The 17,124-nt window shown below is 38.2% G+C and carries 20 protein-coding genes; 19 read left to right on the top strand and 1 reads right to left on the bottom strand.

Annotation, left to right across the window (positions count from 1 at the left end; translation table 11 throughout):
- Positions 1-18 precede the first annotated feature (18 nt).
- The 4 genes from ACOQO1_RS07920 to ACOQO1_RS07935 all read left to right on the top strand — a co-directional run bounded on the left by ACOQO1_RS07920 (position 19) and on the right by ACOQO1_RS07935 (position 4,306).
- Positions 19-474, top strand: coding sequence for a Fur family transcriptional regulator (locus tag ACOQO1_RS07920; protein WP_420602328.1), 456 nt, complete (start codon positions 19-21; stop codon positions 472-474).
- 12 nt (positions 475-486) lie between these two features.
- Positions 487-1,755 (top strand): adenylosuccinate synthase, encoded by a 1,269-nt coding sequence (locus ACOQO1_RS07925; protein ID WP_420602329.1) that lies wholly within the window; start codon positions 487-489, stop codon positions 1,753-1,755.
- A 305-nt stretch (positions 1,756-2,060) separates the two neighbouring features.
- Positions 2,061-3,515 (top strand): serine hydrolase, encoded by a 1,455-nt coding sequence (locus ACOQO1_RS07930; RefSeq protein WP_420602330.1) that lies wholly within the window; start codon positions 2,061-2,063, stop codon positions 3,513-3,515.
- 92 nt (positions 3,516-3,607) lie between these two features.
- Complete coding sequence (locus ACOQO1_RS07935) at positions 3,608-4,306, top strand: DUF4386 domain-containing protein (RefSeq protein WP_420602331.1); 699 nt, start codon at positions 3,608-3,610, stop codon at positions 4,304-4,306.
- A 150-nt stretch (positions 4,307-4,456) separates the two neighbouring features.
- On the opposite strand, the gene ACOQO1_RS07940 is transcribed toward ACOQO1_RS07935, so the two are convergent.
- Positions 4,457-4,738 carry a hypothetical protein gene (locus ACOQO1_RS07940; protein ID WP_420602332.1) on the bottom strand — a complete coding sequence of 94 codons (282 nt, stop codon included), beginning with the start codon at positions 4,736-4,738 and terminating at the stop codon, positions 4,457-4,459.
- Positions 4,739-4,979: 241 nt separating this feature from the next.
- Here ACOQO1_RS07940 and ACOQO1_RS07945 point away from each other — a divergent pair, with 241 nt between their 5' ends.
- The 15 genes from ACOQO1_RS07945 to ACOQO1_RS08015 all read left to right on the top strand — a co-directional run bounded on the left by ACOQO1_RS07945 (position 4,980) and on the right by ACOQO1_RS08015 (position 17,117).
- Positions 4,980-5,486 carry a hypothetical protein gene (locus ACOQO1_RS07945; RefSeq protein ID WP_420602333.1) on the top strand — a complete coding sequence of 169 codons (507 nt, stop codon included), beginning with the start codon at positions 4,980-4,982 and terminating at the stop codon, positions 5,484-5,486.
- Positions 5,487-5,590: 104 nt separating this feature from the next.
- Positions 5,591-6,064, top strand: coding sequence for a hypothetical protein (locus ACOQO1_RS07950; RefSeq protein WP_420602334.1), 474 nt, complete (start codon positions 5,591-5,593; stop codon positions 6,062-6,064).
- A gap of 74 nt (positions 6,065-6,138) precedes the next feature.
- On the top strand, positions 6,139-6,567 hold the full coding sequence (locus tag ACOQO1_RS07955) for a hypothetical protein (RefSeq protein WP_420602335.1): 429 nt from the start codon (positions 6,139-6,141) through the stop codon (positions 6,565-6,567).
- Between the two features lie 67 nt (positions 6,568-6,634).
- Positions 6,635-7,174: a hypothetical protein gene (locus tag ACOQO1_RS07960; protein ID WP_420602336.1), complete on the top strand. Its 540-nt coding sequence runs from the start codon at positions 6,635-6,637 to the stop codon at positions 7,172-7,174.
- Positions 7,175-7,232: 58 nt separating this feature from the next.
- Positions 7,233-8,765 carry a sulfatase gene (locus ACOQO1_RS07965; protein WP_420602337.1) on the top strand — a complete coding sequence of 511 codons (1,533 nt, stop codon included), beginning with the start codon at positions 7,233-7,235 and terminating at the stop codon, positions 8,763-8,765.
- 109 nt (positions 8,766-8,874) lie between these two features.
- Positions 8,875-9,348, top strand: coding sequence for a DUF1572 domain-containing protein (locus tag ACOQO1_RS07970; RefSeq protein ID WP_420602338.1), 474 nt, complete (start codon positions 8,875-8,877; stop codon positions 9,346-9,348).
- A gap of 134 nt (positions 9,349-9,482) precedes the next feature.
- Entirely contained in the window at positions 9,483-11,465 is a 1,983-nt protein-coding gene (locus ACOQO1_RS07975; RefSeq protein WP_420602339.1) for a T9SS type B sorting domain-containing protein, read from the top strand.
- A gap of 219 nt (positions 11,466-11,684) precedes the next feature.
- Positions 11,685-12,245, top strand: coding sequence for an ASCH domain-containing protein (locus ACOQO1_RS07980; RefSeq protein WP_420602340.1), 561 nt, complete (start codon positions 11,685-11,687; stop codon positions 12,243-12,245).
- 34 nt (positions 12,246-12,279) lie between these two features.
- Positions 12,280-12,567: a hypothetical protein gene (locus ACOQO1_RS07985; RefSeq protein WP_420602341.1), complete on the top strand. Its 288-nt coding sequence runs from the start codon at positions 12,280-12,282 to the stop codon at positions 12,565-12,567.
- Between the two features lie 143 nt (positions 12,568-12,710).
- Positions 12,711-13,286, top strand: coding sequence for a hypothetical protein (locus ACOQO1_RS07990; protein ID WP_420602342.1), 576 nt, complete (start codon positions 12,711-12,713; stop codon positions 13,284-13,286).
- Positions 13,287-13,376: 90 nt separating this feature from the next.
- A complete protein-coding gene (locus ACOQO1_RS07995) occupies positions 13,377-13,919 on the top strand; it encodes a GNAT family N-acetyltransferase (protein WP_420602343.1) in 543 nt (180 codons plus the stop codon).
- A 96-nt stretch (positions 13,920-14,015) separates the two neighbouring features.
- Positions 14,016-14,909, top strand: coding sequence for an alpha/beta hydrolase (locus tag ACOQO1_RS08000; RefSeq protein WP_420602344.1), 894 nt, complete (start codon positions 14,016-14,018; stop codon positions 14,907-14,909).
- Positions 14,910-15,039: 130 nt separating this feature from the next.
- Positions 15,040-15,492: a pyridoxamine 5'-phosphate oxidase family protein gene (locus ACOQO1_RS08005; RefSeq protein WP_420602345.1), complete on the top strand. Its 453-nt coding sequence runs from the start codon at positions 15,040-15,042 to the stop codon at positions 15,490-15,492.
- 152 nt (positions 15,493-15,644) lie between these two features.
- Positions 15,645-16,571 (top strand): hypothetical protein, encoded by a 927-nt coding sequence (locus tag ACOQO1_RS08010; protein WP_420602346.1) that lies wholly within the window; start codon positions 15,645-15,647, stop codon positions 16,569-16,571.
- A 6-nt stretch (positions 16,572-16,577) separates the two neighbouring features.
- Complete coding sequence (locus tag ACOQO1_RS08015) at positions 16,578-17,117, top strand: dihydrofolate reductase family protein (protein ID WP_420602347.1); 540 nt, start codon at positions 16,578-16,580, stop codon at positions 17,115-17,117.
- Positions 17,118-17,124 lie beyond the last annotated feature (7 nt).

The raw sequence follows: 17,124 nt of genomic DNA on the forward strand, positions 1-17,124 counted from the left end.
AGCATAGGTGAGAAAGCTATGGGGAACAATAAAAATCAGGAAATTGTAAAAAATGTGTTCACTTCCTTCCTAGAGGAAAAGGGGCATAGAAAAACACCTGAACGCTACGCCATTTTACAGGAAATTTATGATAGTGATGACCACTTTGATGTAGAATCCCTTTACATTAAAATGAAGACCAAAAATTACCGGGTCAGTCGTGCCACGCTGTACAATACCATTGAACTTTTATTGGACTGTAAACTGGTACGCAAACATCAGTTTGGCAAGAATCAGGCGCAATACGAGAAATCCTATTTTGACCGTCAGCACGATCATGTCATCCTAACGGACACCGGAGAGGTGGTCGAATTTTGCGATCCCCGTATCCAATCCATCAAAAAAACTATTGAAGAGGTTTTTGATATCAAGATCAACAACCACTCACTCTATTTCTACGGAACACGAAACAAAGAAGAAAACCTAACTGAATAACCAATATACTTCATGGTAGATTTATTGCTTGGACTCCAATGGGGAGACGAGGGAAAAGGAAAAATTGTTGATGTACTTACCAAAGATTATGATATAATAGCCCGCTTTCAAGGAGGTCCCAACGCAGGGCACACTTTGGAGTTTGATGGTATAAAGCACGTTCTGCACACCATTCCTTCTGGAATTTTTCATAAAAATGCCATGAACATTGTAGGTAATGGTGTTGTTATAGATCCTGTGATCTTTAAAAAGGAGCTTGACAATCTTGATAAATTCAACATCGATATTGTTTCCAAGTTATTGATCTCTAGAAAGGCCCACCTTATTTTGCCAACGCACCGCTTGTTGGATGCAGCCTCTGAAACGGCCAAGGGAAAAGCCAAAATTGGATCTACCCTTAAGGGTATAGGTCCAACTTATATGGACAAAACGGGCAGAAACGGAATGCGTGTTGGGGATTTGGAATTTGACAACTGGAAAACAAAGTACCGCACATTGGCTGATAAGCACGAGGCCATGATCGGGTTCTACAATGTGGATATCCAGTATGATCTTGCCGAATTGGAGACCGAGTTTTTCGAAGCTGTGGAAAAACTTAAAAAACTCACCTTTATAGACAGTGAGGAATATATGTTCAAGGCGCAGGCCGAGGGTAAAAAAATATTGGCGGAGGGCGCCCAGGGTTCGTTGTTGGATATCGATTTTGGAACCTACCCCTTTGTAACCTCATCCAACACCACTGCGGCCGGAGCGTGTACCGGTTTGGGTGTTGCGCCCAATAAAATTGGACGGGTATTGGGAATTTTTAAGGCCTACACCACCAGAGTGGGCAGTGGCCCCTTCCCTACCGAACTTTTTGATGAAGACGGTGAGACCATGGGCCGTGTAGGAAACGAATTTGGCGCCACCACCGGAAGGGCCAGACGTTGCGGATGGCTGGATTTGGTAGCTCTTAAATATGCCGTGCAGATCAATGGAGTTACGGAACTCATGATGATGAAGGCCGATGTATTAAGTGGGTTCAAGAACATTAAGGTATGTACCGCTTACAAATACAAGGGAGAGGAAATACAACACCTACCCTACAATATAGAAAGTGAAAATATCACTCCCGTTTATACAGAACTGAAAGGTTGGGCCAAGGATTTGACCAAAATGACCAAGGCCGAAGAACTGCCACCTTCGCTTAACGACTATATTGCATTTTTGGAGGAGCAATTGAACGTACCCATTAAAATTGTATCAGTAGGACCGGATAGGTTGCAGACCATTCACAGGTAGTATACATTTTTCATGAACCAAACATAAAAAGGCCGCAATGCGGCCTTTTTCATTACCACAAAGTACTCTCAATAAGCTACCGAAGCGGTTTGAGTCGGTACGGGACATCTTTTCTTCTTCAAGTAAGGATTCTTTGGATTCGCAGATGTCATTTTACGCATGTATGGTAAGCCCTTTATATAATTCGTAGCTATGTACTTTTCAGACTTGGTTGCAACAAAACCATGCCTGCCAATTAGTAATAAATGAGAAATGGTACCCCTTTGGTGATTTTGTCGTCCAAGACAAAAATCAAATTTCTAAATATGAAAATAACAGCTTTTACTCTTATCCTTTCATTCCTGTTCATTGGAGCAACCCTATCAAATGCTCAAATGACCAAAAAAAATAATCCTCTACATACCAAAATAGACAACTACCTGACCCAAGGTATAGGCAATGGGTTCTCCGGAGCAATGTTAGTGGTCAAAAACGGGAAAGTGATTATTAATGAAGGTTATGGAATGGCCGATAAAGAAAATGGCATTACCAACACCCCGAATACCGTTTTCGACATAGGTTCCAACACAAAACAATTTACGGGAGCCGCCATCTTAAAATTGGTTCAATTGGGCAAACTAAAAACTTCAGATTCGATAATTAAATATTTTCCAAATATTCCTGATGACAAAGAAAATATAACCATTCATCAATTATTGACTCATTCTTCAGGCCTAATAGAAACCATTGGAAACGATTTTGACCATGTACCAACAGAAGAATTCTTTAAAAAAGTATTCGCAAGCAAGCTTCTCCACCAATCCGGTTCTGCATATGCCTATTCCAATATAGGGTATAGCATCTTAGCTCGAATCATAGAACTAACTTCTGGGGAAACCTATGAAGCATTTTTGCATCAACACCTTTTTAAGCCCTTGGGAATGATGCAAACAGGATATTTGAATCCCAATTGGAATGTAACCACATTGGCCAAAGGGTACGTTAGGAATGTAATGAACATAGGATCTACGGTAATGCGCTATAAAGAAGACCAAAAAGTATCATGGCACCTAAAAGGCAATGGTGGTATCAATTCAACCCAAAATGATATGCTTAAATGGATGCATGCGCTAAGTTCCAATACCATCTTGACCAAATCGCTTTTTGAGGCCTATACCACACCTTATGTTTCAAATGCCCGGAAATCTTTCCACACTTCTTACGGATGGGGAATAACAAGCTCGGACCGAGGTGCCAAGAGAATTACCCATAATGGGTCCAATGGAGGTTTTTCACATACCATTATATGGATACCAGAGGATGAGCTGATCATAGTATATGCCACCAACTCCAATAGTCCAAAAGTCGGCAGATTGGCCTACGCTGTTGAGAAAATTATTTTTGATCCAGAGTTTGTACCAACACCGATAAGAAAAAATCCATACTTCTTAGTATTTGATTTTATAAAAAACCATAGTTCAGATCAGGCAGAAGAACTTTATAATACCATTGAAAAAGACCATAAAGCTGATTTTGAAGACTCCGAAGTTTTTAACAGAATTGGGTATATGATCATGGATGAAGATATAACATGGGCCATAGAACTATTTAGAAAAAACACCCTGCTATTTAAGGAAGAAGGTAACACATGGGACAGTCTGGCCGATGCCTATCTTGCAAACGGTCAAAAAAAGGAGGCAATCCACAGCTTAAAAAAGGCAATCGCGCTCAATTATGAAGGTGCCTCCGAAAAACTGGAAAAAACTCTGGAAAAAGAGTAACTGTAATCGGCAATAACCCCATTATGAGCATAAATTGTAATTTGATGTAACAAAATACCGTATGGCCAGTCTTAAGGAAAAAACTGATTATAATGGATGCACCAACAACAACCAACCAAACATTTACCATAGGTAAAGCGGCACTGATCGCTGGCTTGGGCCTATTGCTCATGACCCTTACCGTGCCTTTTGCCGAGTTTTACATCTTCCCAAAACTTATTGCTGATGATGCTGCGACCACAGCGGAAAACATTAGTAGTGAAAAACTGTTGTTCACCACCAGTATTTTTCTCCATCTCTTTACTTTGCTTTTAGATATTGTGGTGGCATGGGCGCTCTACCTGTTTTTAAAACCGGTAATGCGGTACTTTTCGTTGCTTGTGGCATGGTTTAGATTAATCTATACCGCCATGTACCTGGTAGCACTGGCCAATTTGATGAAGATACTTGCCCTGGTGCAAACCTCAGATGGTTCTGCAAGCACACAATGGGCGGAATCCGTACAATTTCACATAGATTCCTTCCGGTTGGAGTGGTCCTTTGGGTTGATCATTTTTGGGATATACCTGGTTTTATTGGGCTATTTGGTATTGAAAGCGCAATACGTTCCCAAAATCTTTGGAATACTGTTATTGATTGCGGGACTGGGCTACGTGGTCCACACCCTGGGTGCCTTTTTTGCCCCAACCATGGACTTGGGCTTTTTGTTCTTTACCTTCTTTGGGGAACTGGTATTTATGGTTTGGCTGTTGGTAAAGGGCCGAAAGTTACAGCTGGCTGTTCCCAAATAACCAAAATCTGATAAGGACTATCTAAAAAGTGTCATTCTGAATGAAATGAAGAATCTCAACAATACTGACCAATTAATTGGTTTTATGTTATTGAGATTTTTCGCTGATGCTCAAAATTACAAGAGCAACACTTTTTAGATAGTCTTTTTGCTACTCCAAAGTACCCTCAATAAGTTGCCAAAGCACCTTTACCTGGTACAGGGCCTCTTTTTCTGCCTCATACAAGGGCTCTCTGGACTCATAAATGGCCACATCGTGTACCCATTTAAGGGCCTTTACCCGATCAGGGCCATCAAGGGCATCTACATATTCCAACAATTTTACCTGTGCCGGAGTGAGCAGTTGGGAAATTTTTGATACGTGCCGTGTATCACCCGTAGCCATGGGCGAATTGCATTTAGGACACCGCTGACCATCTTCACCATTTCTCATAACAAGGTGATTAAAAAGTTAAACAAAAGGAAAAGGGTATTGTAGAATGTATAAAGGCATTGCCTTGAATATTCTAGGGGTTTGTACCCATTTGCCTATCCTATATCTAAATTGACCATGGTTGTAGGCATCTACAATAATGCGTTTCGCACCTCAAAGATACAGCTTAAAACAAAATAGTGGGATTTATCTTTAGTTGATCAAGGGGTAATCGTGTAAAATGGGTAAATTGGGGGTGTGAATGAAACAACTGAAAGCTAAAATAAAATACCTTAAATCCTTTCTAAAATCTGATTGGAATTTTAACGACTATCCATTGGAAACGTGGAAAAATCCAAATGCGGAACAAAGCGATTTAGAATATTGTGCGAAATTCACAAATTGGTGGAGTTTAATTGCCCACGGAGAATCGGAAAATCAAGCTATTGAAAATCTTAAAAAAGGCTTGGCTGATTTTAAGAAAAATAATCCCCGTATTCCCAGACCAGGAGCAAATGTTCCGTTGGAATTTTCAGAAACTGACCGAATTGAAAAATATGAAGAAATTGCAGTAGATTTCTTTGACAAAATTATCGGAATTAATTTTTACGACTGTTTTATCTCGGACTTAAGTTCATTGCACGACTTTGATTTAGCAGACAATGAAACATTAAAGAAAATTGAATTGGAATTTGGAATAAAACCAAAAGACAAGGACTATTTCTTATCAGACATTTTTGAACAAATAAATGAAAAAGCCAGTAGCTAACAATGGCTATAATTCATTGTGCTTTTGTGCTACACCAACAGTCATAACCGAGCCCGTTAGCAACAAACTAGAAAAGATACATGGAAAACAATCAAAATTAAAAGGTGAGCAGCAATCAATATAAGTTACGTTTAGTATTGCATGCGACATTTACTTTGGCTGCGATGGTAATCTTGGTTGATTTTGTTGCGCCGGGAAGAATCATAAATGATGAAATCATCAATGTGCAAAGGAATCGACAGCAATATTATAATGCTGGCGGAAACCACCATTATTCATACAAAGTAATTACGAGCGAGCATGGTTTTTTAGTTGAAACAGATTTTGCAAAATTAGAATTGACCGATAAAGAAATTGAATACTCAGTTTCTCCAATATTTAAAGAAGTAAACTGGTATCGATTGCCTACATCTAGAAAAAAATCTTTTCATTCTTTAAGAATTGCATCAGGACTTGTTCTTCCATTACTGCTAATTATCTCAATTGTTATTGCTTATCGATTTAAAAAGAACATTGGAACATTACTTTTTATACTTCAGACCCTCTTGATTGCAGATCTGATACTTTTAATGACTTAATTAAAAACAATTGACAACAATTACCAAAACCGAATCTGATGGAAAGGAAGAAAAACGTTGATAAAATTTTAAAAATGAAAAAATTGAATTTAAAAAAACCTGCTTTAAACGTATTGATTGCCACACTGTTCTTGGCAATAACATCTGGGCTAACCGCCCAAGAAGAAAAATCTGCTGACATAAAAGATTTTAAAGTCGTTATTGAAAAAACGGATGACGGGATTAAAATGCAAGGCGTTAACGGTAGTGTTTGGAGTGATTTGTCGTTTAGTCTAAATAAAAATCGCCCTCAAGCAATTGATGAATACGGAATGACCGATCTAAACAAAGTTTCGACAAACAAAGACCCGAGATTTACAGATTTTCTTTTTACCATAACCAAAACCGACCACGGAATTGAGCTTAAAGGAATCCAAGGAACCGCTTGGAGTAGCTTGAGTTTTTCACTCGCTGAAAATCAAAAACAGGCAATAGACCAAAATGGAATGACAAAACTGAACTGAAAGTAGGAAATGAAACTGACTAATGACCAATTGAAAGAAGCTGCTTATATTTTCGAAAAAGAAAACCATGACCAAAACCGACCTTTTTAGAGTTATAATCAAAATCTTTGGAATTTATTGTTTTATAGATGTACTCTTTCAATTGCTTCCCAGCATTTCGTTTTCAGGAGGTTTTGATGCTTTCAGTTTTACCTTCAATCTTATTTATATGATCGTTATGGGGCTGATCGCATTTCTCTTGCTTTTTCAAACGGATAGATTAGTCAAACTCTTTAGACTGGAAAAAGGGTTTGATACCCCAACCATTGATGCAAAGCATTTGAGTGCAAATGGGCTTTTTAAACTTGGATTGATCGTCATGGGACTTTTAATGATTGCTGATAACATTGCCCCATTTTTAAACTTTTGTTATTTGATCTTCAAAGAGCAAGTTTCTGCGGACGGACTCACCGGAGCAAACAACATGGCACTACACCAGCATTTGTACTTTAACAGATGGGTGGTTTGTGGGTTGAACGTGTTGGTCGGAATCATAATTTTGACCAACTACAAATGGATTTCAAAATTGTTCTTGAAAAATGAAAAAAAATTAGGTGATAATGGCTAAAATTCAATGTGGCTTTGTGTCACCAAAACAGAATTATAATCAGAAAATAACGAGAATTATGAAAACCACCAATAAAATTGAATTTTCAGTTTTTGCACTGCTATCAATATTTTGCCTAATTTCATGTACCTCTTCAACAAAAGAAGATAGTCCTCCAAACATTATTGTTTTTCTGGTGGACGATATGGGCTTAATGGATACTTCCGTTCCATTTTTAACGGATACCAATGGGAATGTGGCTAAGTACCCGTTGAATTCTTTTTATCAAACGCCTAACATGGAAAACCTTGCAGCGCAAGGTGTTAGATTTACAAATTTTTATGCGCATTCCGTTTGTTCACCTACGCGTGTTTCCCTTTTGACCGGTCAGAATTCTGCCCGCCATGGAGTGACCAACTGGATTAGGTCGGAGAGTAATAATCGCACAGAATTTGGGCCATCAAATTGGAACTGGAAAGGACTTACCAAAGAATCCGTTACTCTTCCGCGGTTATTGCAGCAGAAAGGTTATAGAACCATCCATGTGGGAAAAGCTCATTTTGGGCCGTTCAACAGTGAGGGGGAAAATCCACTTAATTTAGGTTTTGATGTAAACATTGCCGGTAGTTCCATTGGCGAACCAGGCAGCTATTTAGGTACAGAAGCATTTGGACATACAGGTGGCAATAAAAAAAGGGCCGTACCCGGCTTGGAAAAGTACCATGGTAAAGATATATTTTTAACCGAGGCATTGACCCGGGAAGCTAATTTGGCCATATCACAAGCCAATGAAGATGGTAAACCCTTCTTTCTTAACATGGCACATTATGCTGTTCATACGCCTTTCTTAAATGCGGACCCACGCTTTGTTGAAAACTACAAGAACTTGGGCAAACCAGAAAAAGCCCAGATCTATGCAACATTAATTGAAGGTATTGATAAATCATTGGGTGATATTGTACAACATGTCAAAGATTTGGGATTGGGCGAAAATACCCTGATCCTGTTCCTTGGAGACAATGGTTCAGATGCACCTTTACCCATTGAAGATGGCTACAGTAGTTCCTACCCTATAAAAGGTAAAAAGGGTAAACATTGGGAAGGAGGTATGCGAGTACCTTTTATTGCTTCGTGGGTTTTGCCAAATGATAAAGCACCCTGTCAGGAAAAAACACGTATTGCGCAAAATAAAGTTCAACAACAATTAGGATCGGTCATTGATGTTTATCCTACCCTTTGTGAGGTAGCCAATGTGAGTCCTCCTGAAGGTTATGTTATGGATGGTTTTTCGCTTCAACACCAGCTTAATGGTCAGCAAAATGAAAAACGTGATGAACTATTTCTTAACCATTTCCCGCATGATCATCGTTCCTCCTATTTTACAAGCTTGGTTTATTCAGACTGGAAAATCATTTACCATTACCAGGTAGATGAACCACCCCGCTATGAACTGTTCAACTTAAAAGAAGATCCGTTTGAATCCAATGATGTGGCAGGTGAAAATTCGGAACAGCTAAAAATTATGATGGGGAAATTGGCAAGTGAACTGAAAAACAAAAAGGCACTCTATCCTGAAAAAGAAGGGCAGCCATTAGAATTGATTTTACCCTAAGTTGGCTATTGGTACTTCCTCCACGAAGGTTCTGGTCGATATATAAAGAACCATATCGGAATTACAATTTTGACCAACTAGAAATGGATTTCAAAACGGTTCTTGAAAAATGAAAAAAACAAAACAGTTGGCCAATAGGTTCAGGGAAATAATCCTGAACGGAACTTGGGTGGCCAATACCAATTATAAAGATCAATTGGAAAATTTAGATTGGGAAATTGCAACATCAAGCGTTGCTTCCCTAAATACAATTTCAATATTGGCCCAACATGTGCACTACTATGTTGGAGGAATCAAAAATGTGTTCAGTGGCGGGAATCTTGAAATAAGGGACAAATACAGCTTTGATTTTCCTGAAATAAAATCACAACACGAATGGAACGCATTTTTGTCCAGATTTTGGAGCGACGTAGAAAAACTGGCAGAATTTATAGCACAATTGCCCGATGAAAAATTAACCCAAAGTTTTGTGGATGACAAATACGGAACCTATCAGAGAAATATTGATGGGCTGATCGAGCACTGCTACTATCATCTTGGGCAAATTGTATTGCTAAAGAAGCTAATTTTGGCAGACAAATAAACAATGCCCTATTTGTGGTTTTGCAGCGCACCAAAATAAAAGAATTAATCAACGACTGATTTCACAACAAAACCATGATCAAAACCGTTAGTCAATGACCAAAACACGGTAATAAATCAAACGCAAGCCCTAATTTGGATAAAATCGGCCTCAACCCATTAAAAATACTTAAAAGAGCATTTTATATTTGTGTTTTTATAATATACACACCTATTTTCTCTCAAGAGCTTTCCGGGCCATGGACCGGCACAGGTACAAACTGGACCTCAAATGCTTGTTCTATAGATATAACAACCTCGGTTTCCAATTTAACTAATGGAGCGGCCGTTAATTTTAGCACCGGGGATATTGAATGTAATATGCCCAATACATTTTCTTCAAACAATGTTGTCAACCATACCGCTTTAGCACCATATTTGGATTTTGGAACAAATGGAAAAGGGGTTTTGACCTTTACGTTTAGCTCACCCGTTACCGACCCTGTCTTGCATCTTGATAGATTGGGCGGAGGATATGGGTTTGGCCCGCATTCCAACTCTGCTTTAATTACGTTAATAACACCAGGGCTCTCATTAACCAGACTATCTGGGAATGGTACTCATTTTGAAGTGACCGCCAACACAATCACGCGAACTCCCGACCAACTATTTGGAAGCACCACAACCTCTGAATGTGGAACACCAACGGTTGGCGGTGTTGCAGGTTCTGTTCGTGTAAATGGCACGCTTACAAGTGTTTCATTTGAATTTGAGTTAAACGGAGCAGATGGATTTGCCGACGCTATAGAAGTTATTTGGGAGTTACCTTGTGACTTTGATCAAGATGGAATACCAGACCAAATGGATTTGGATGATGATAATGATGGTATTTTAGATTCGACCGAATTAGGTACTAACCCAACGCTTGATTCAGATGGAGATGGATTCATAGATTCAATGGATCTGGACAGTGATAATGATGGTTGTTTGGATGTTATTGAGGCTGGATTTGGTGATCCTGATGCAAATGGAACTTTAGGGGCATTACCTGACGATGTTGACGCAAATGGTTTGATCATAAATGAACCTGACGGCTATACGTCCCCTTTGGACAATAATTCAAATACTACATTTGATTTTCAGGAAGCCGTAGTTCCATCAATTTTAATACAACCCCAAGACACAACAACTTGTGAAGAAGATGATGCTACATTATCAATTTCTATCCAAAATACCAACTCGCTTCAATGGCAAATGAGCACAGATATGGGATTGACCTGGAATGATATATCTGACAATTCCACTTTTCAAGGAGCTCAATCAGAAAACTTAACCGTAGTAAATGTCCCCATGAATTTTAATAGTTTACAATTTAGGGTACAATTCAGTTTTTGTAATGCTCCATTTTTTTCTGATAGTGCCAGTCTTTATGTAGTTGAAACGCCCGATGCCGGTTTGGATGCGACCAAAGTATTTTGTTTTGATGACAGTCCAGAGGATCTATTCTATTTATTGGGAGGTAATCCAGACTTGGGAGGAAATTGGTCTCCACCATTAAGCGGGGGAAATGGAATGTTCAATCCTCAAATTGATGTTGCAGGAATTTATACTTATACCATAGACAACGGCTATTGTAATCCTATCCAATCAAGCGTAACGGTTCAAATATCTGGCATACCGGTCATCTCAAACGTTGTTGTAACAGATTTTAGTGATAACAACACAATTGAAATTCAAGTAACAGGGAATGGAGATTACGAATATTCTATTGATGCAGTGAATTATCAGACAAGTAACCTTTTTAATAATTTGTCAGTAGGAGTGTACGATATTATTGTCAGAGATATTAATGGTTGTGGCTCAGCAACTGCTGAAGCCACTATTTTAAACTATCCAAAATTTTTCACCCCAAATAACGATGGTTATAATGATCATTGGAATATCCAAGGTCAGAGCAACAGTTCTTTTTCTGTCTATATTTATGATAGATATGGAAAATTGTTGAAAATGTTAGATAACAATTCTGTGGGTTGGGATGGGAAATATCATGGGAGAGACATGCCATCTACTGATTATTGGTTCAAATTCGTGGACAACAACAATAGAGTAATTGATGGTCATTTTTCTTTAAAGCGCTAAATTTAAGCTGACTAGCGTATAGCAAACCGTCTAAAAACCTGTTATCTAAATGGATTATCATGTGGCGATTTGCAGAAGGCTGTTTCGCTGGCAGATAATAATTGGATGGTTTTGGAAGCTTTAAAAAAACATTGTAAAGAATAAAAATCAATGAACCATAATTCATTGTGGTTTGCTACACCAAAAATCATGATTGAGACAATTAACACTAAAAATACAATGAGACACATCGCTATTATTTTGTTTTTGATTTTAGTTGGTTGTAAAAACGAAACTAAAACTAAATCAGCAACTGCACCAGAAAGCAAAATAGATAAATCCGTTTATGAAATGTGGGATAGTTTCACGGAATCAAACCCCGAATTTAAACAGCATAAAATGCCGGACTCTTGGTTTTTTCACTATAATGAAGAAGATGCAAACAGATTGGCGGAGCTGATAGTAAGTGGAAAAAAAAGAGCGGGTTCCAGTTTGTACCTTTGGTATGAAGAAGCCAAGGCCAATTTACCGCCAGTTGGAACAAAACATATCATAACCGATTTTGACGGAAAAGCCAAAGCGATAATTGAAATTAAAAAGGTAGATACCATTCCATTTAACAAAATACCCAAGGATTATGCCGAAATGGATATGGGAACAAAAATTGAACCCCTTAAAAAATGGAGAAGAGCGCATTGGGACTTTTTTGTGGCCGAAATGGAACAAAGTGGGGAAAGTCCAACTGAAGATATGTTGATAGTCTGTGAAAGATTTGAAACAATCTGGCCGGAAAGACACTAATGAAACTGTTGTTAAAAACCTAAAACTTATTTAAGTGAGCCATATTCAGGACATGAACAATCGGATAAGGCAAAATCGTGAACAACGGCCTTCAAACCGGGCAAAGTTCAAAGAAAACAACAGAGCGGCAATCCATACCAAAGTTGATGGCAAAGAGACCCAACCAAGTTTCAAAACCGCAGACGCACAAGAACTGGAAAGCATAAAGAGTTCGATACGTGAAAAAGCCAAAATTGAAAATAGAAAAATAAAAGCCTTCTATTACTTTTTGGTTGCTTTTGCAGTTGCGGCCGCAATTGGGTTTATAGTATTGATGAATTAGAACTGGTTCCCCACAATGGCCGTAATTTATTGCAGTTTTGCATCACAGCATAATAAAACCTAATTTAAATGCTGATTTCCAATGCGTTCTCCGGTTGTTTCAACAAAATTATAATCACGTCATCAACAGAAAAAAATTAGGCCATGAAAAAAAATATTCTCATCATTCAATGCCTGCTTATACTAATTTCTTGCTCTGGAGAAAAAAATCAGGAAATAGTTGAATCCTATATTGAAGCTCACAATGCCCATGATATTGAAAAGGCCTTGAACTTTTATGATGAAAACATTGTATTTGAATTAAAAGGGATTTGGACAAAAGAAGGTGTAAAGGAAATGCAAGCTCTTGAGGAGTGGGATGCCGCATTGAACAGTAATTTAATGTTGGAATCTGTTACCTCCAAAAAAGACTCCGTATTTTGCAAAATTGTGGAGAACAATGACTGGTTTGGTGGTGTAGAGATCACGGGCTTAGTTCATGACCCAGTTGTTTTTGTTGTAAACAATGGAAAAATCAAAAAGATTATTGGTTATCCATCACAACAAACAGGAAAAGAAATAGAAGCTGCCATAGGAGCTCTTTATAAATGGTCACAGAAAGCACAAGACTCCACAATTCATGACTTGATACAAAATGGGCAATTTGTATATTCCGCTGAAGCAGCTAAAAAATGGCTCAACCTTTTTGAGCGATGGAAAACTTCTGATAGCACGAAATGAAGCTCGCATGGTTTTGTATCTTCTCTCAAAGTCAATAATTCCAACATAGATTTGCTATAATAAGGTCTTTAGTAATCAACCAAAATAAAAATGAACATAGAATCCGAACGATTAAGGCTGCAAGAGATTAGTTGGGATGATTTATCGGACATCCATAAACTTCATTCCAATCCGGAAGTTGATAAGTACAATACACTTGGCATTCCAAAGGACATTGAAGAAACAAAAGAAGTTATCCGTCCACTAATTGAAGCTCAAAAATCAGAAAAAAGAAAATCATACTTCTGGAAGATCGTTGTTAAGAATACAGATATATTTATTGGTATTGCAGGTATAAACTTATCTTTAAACAAGTTTAAACTTGGGGAGATTTATTACAAATTATTGCCTTCTTCCTGGGGAAATGGATATGCGACAGAGGTATCAAAAACTTTGATTAAATCTGGATTTAAAGATTTTAACTTGCATAAGGTAGAGGCCGGGGTTTCAACAGATAATATTGCTTCCATAAGAGTACTTGAAAAGTCTGGAATGACAAGGGAAGGTTTAAGGAGAAAGATACTTCCGATCAGAGGAGAATGGAAAGATAATTATCATTATGCAATTGTTGAAGACGACCCGATGGACTATTAGAAATAGCTACTGGTTCCCATCAATATACATAAACGGTTAATTGCTTATTTTCCAACTAAGCTGAAAAATTGGCTAGACCATTTAAGATTCCATAAAATGAAAAAATTCATACAACTTAAACTGCTATTGATAGGTTTATTGTTTGGAAATACCGTTGAGGCCCAAACCGTTTATAAGCTTTGGGAAAAGGGCAAGAAGCCTTACTATAAAGAGAATGATCTTAAAGAATATGAAAAAGAAGTATGGGAAACCTTGTGCGTATTCAATATTACCGAACCTACGCTCACCGTCTACAAAGCAAAGGGAGAAAATTCAGGAAAAGCGGTAATCATAATACCCGGAGGTGGTTATGGGCTGGTGGCAATGCACCATGAAGGGTATGATGTAGCAGAAAAACTGTCATCACAAGGCATCACGGCGGCGGTATTAAAATACAGGTTACCAAACCCTAAATCATCGGACCAACCTCATTTAGTACCGCTTACGGACACCAGAAGAGCACTCAAATTGCTCAGAGGCATGGCCGCAGAACATGGTTTTAACAAGGAAAAAGTAGGTGTTTTAGGCTTCTCGGCAGGCAGTCATTTGGCCACAGTTGCCGGTCTTTGGAAAAGTGATGATAAAGAGGAGAATCCGAATTTTTCAGGGCTGATCTATGGGGTGACCAACCTTTCAGAAGCGAATTTGAAGTGGTTGGAGAAAAGTTTGTACCACAGAAAACTCACCAATGAAGAAATCAATCAAAATAGACTGCTTGATTTGGTTTCCGAGAATACTCCTCCGGCTTTTTTGGTCCATGCATATGACGACGGCGTTTGTCTGGTTGAGGAAACAACACTATATGCCCAGCAATTATCCGAACATAACATATTGGTGGAGACACATCTATTCTCCAAAGGAGGTCATGGCTTTGGCTTGGGCAAAAAGGAAGATGGTACCCATCAATGGATAGATTTATTCATTAATTGGGTCAAAACCAACAATCTGTAATAACCTTGTTCAAGATTTTTCCTAGATTAGGGATGAAACAGGGAAATTTCAGGGTTGACCAAATGCCTATTTTAAGTGGTCACTACTACAAAATTATTGGTGCTAAGCACTATACGTAATCCAAACAACAATGGAATTAACAGAAGAAATCAAAGAATACATAGATCGTAGTGTACTTTGTTGGCTTGCGACCGTATCCGCAGAAAACATACCCAATGTTTCCCCAAAAGAAATTTTCAACCATCATGGAACAGACAAAATAATTGTTGCAAACATTGCATCGCCCCAAACGGTTAAAAATATAAAGCAGAACCCAAATGTTTGTGTAAGCTTTATCGATATTCTGGTGCAGAAGGGATTCCAAGTGAAAGGGAAAGCGAGAATCATTGGAAAAAAGAATTCCAGTTTCATCGAAATGGAAAAGATACTCACCAAAATGACGGGTGGAAACTTTCCATTTGCAACGATCACCGAAATTACAATGGAACAGGTCAAACCCATTATAGCCCCAAAATATATGCTCTATCCAGAAACTACGGAAAAAGACCAAATAGCGAGTGCAAAAAAATTGTATGGGATATAGAACAAGGATGGAAGATTATTGCAATACTTAAACGATCAGGCGGGTATTACAATACCAATTTTATATATTATGGTCTATTCTGTTTCTTTAAAACAGTGTATCAAACGTAATTGGAAAGTACCCTGCACCTTATGTTAAAACCATATGCAAATATGAAAACCGTATTTACTATTACTTCTCTTCTGTTTTTGATCATTAGCTGCCGGAATTCTGTCGAGAAAAAAGATTCCACGGAATCCGGTGAGCATGTTTCATATAACAGTTGGAGTATCTCTTCCGTCAATGATTGGGCAACAAATGCAGGTTTACTTAACATTGAAAGTATTGCTTATGACAAGGGGCAAGAAGTTTTTTATGCTTCCAACGGATTGAATTATAAACCTGGAACAGATGGTTTTATCTCTAAATTATCTAAAGATGGGAGCCTTTTGGAATTAAAATGGATTACAGGCCTTAATAGACCCACGGGAATGGCTATTCGTGATTCTATTTTGTACGTGGCCGACGTTAATTCCCTGGTTTTGATCAATACTAAAAATGGAAGAATTGTTAAGCGGCTCATGGAACCCGTTGCAAATTCTGGTTTGAATGATGTGGCGATCAATAAAAAAGGGGAAGTGTATGTTTCCGCTTCGTTTGTACATTCCATTCTGAAACTGGACAGGGAAAAACTTGAGGTATGGCTCAAAGATGAAGAAAAGCTTACATGGGCAAACGGTTTGATAGCTGAGGACACCAAATTAATTGTGGCTGGATTGCATCTTAGCTCAGTTGATACTTCTTCAAAACAGACAAGCAGGATTGAACTAAACCCTATCATCAAAGATTTTGATGGAATAACACCGGATGGACTTGGAGGATATTTTTTGACCACCGTTGAAAACAGTGGTCTTTTCTATTTTGATGAACAAAAAAATGTTTACAATTTAATGCAAAATGATACGTACTTCGGAGACATCGAATTCAATCCATATAACAAGAGGTTATACTGTCCAAGAGGCAAAAAAGCAACGGGAGATTTTTTTATAACTGAATTCTCAATGAAAGAGCAATTCCAGACAAAAAACAAACATCAATAGACCGACATGGAAAAGAAAAACAGTGTATTCATCGCAACGAGTTTAGACGGCTATATTGCCGATAAAAATGGTGGCATTGATTGGCTTGACCTAATACCCAACACCAATAATGAGGATATGGGTTATACTGCATTCACTGAGAACATTGACGCTATGGTAATGGGACGAACAACCTTTGAAACCGTTTGCGGGTTTGACGTTGACTGGCCTTATAAAAAACCAGTTTTTGTATTGAGCAACACCTTAAATGAAATTCCACAGAGTCATAAGGAGAAAGCATTCCTGGCAAAAGGTACGTTGAAGCAAATATTGGAACAAATCCATGGAAAAGGTCACCATAGACTTTATATTGATGGAGGGGCTACCATCCAGAGCTTTTTAAGGGAAGACCTTATTGATGAGATGGTCATAACAAAAATCCCAATTGTTCTGGGAGGGGGTGCCCCACTATTCTCAGAGCTTCCTAAGTCCTTGGTATTTGAGCTTGTTGAAGCTAAAATATTTTTGAATCAACTGACCCAAAACCACTATAGACGAAAAAGATAATTCAAAA

The organism is Flagellimonas sp. (assembly GCF_965222555.1).
Classification (GTDB): Bacteria; Bacteroidota; Bacteroidia; order Flavobacteriales; family Flavobacteriaceae; genus Flagellimonas.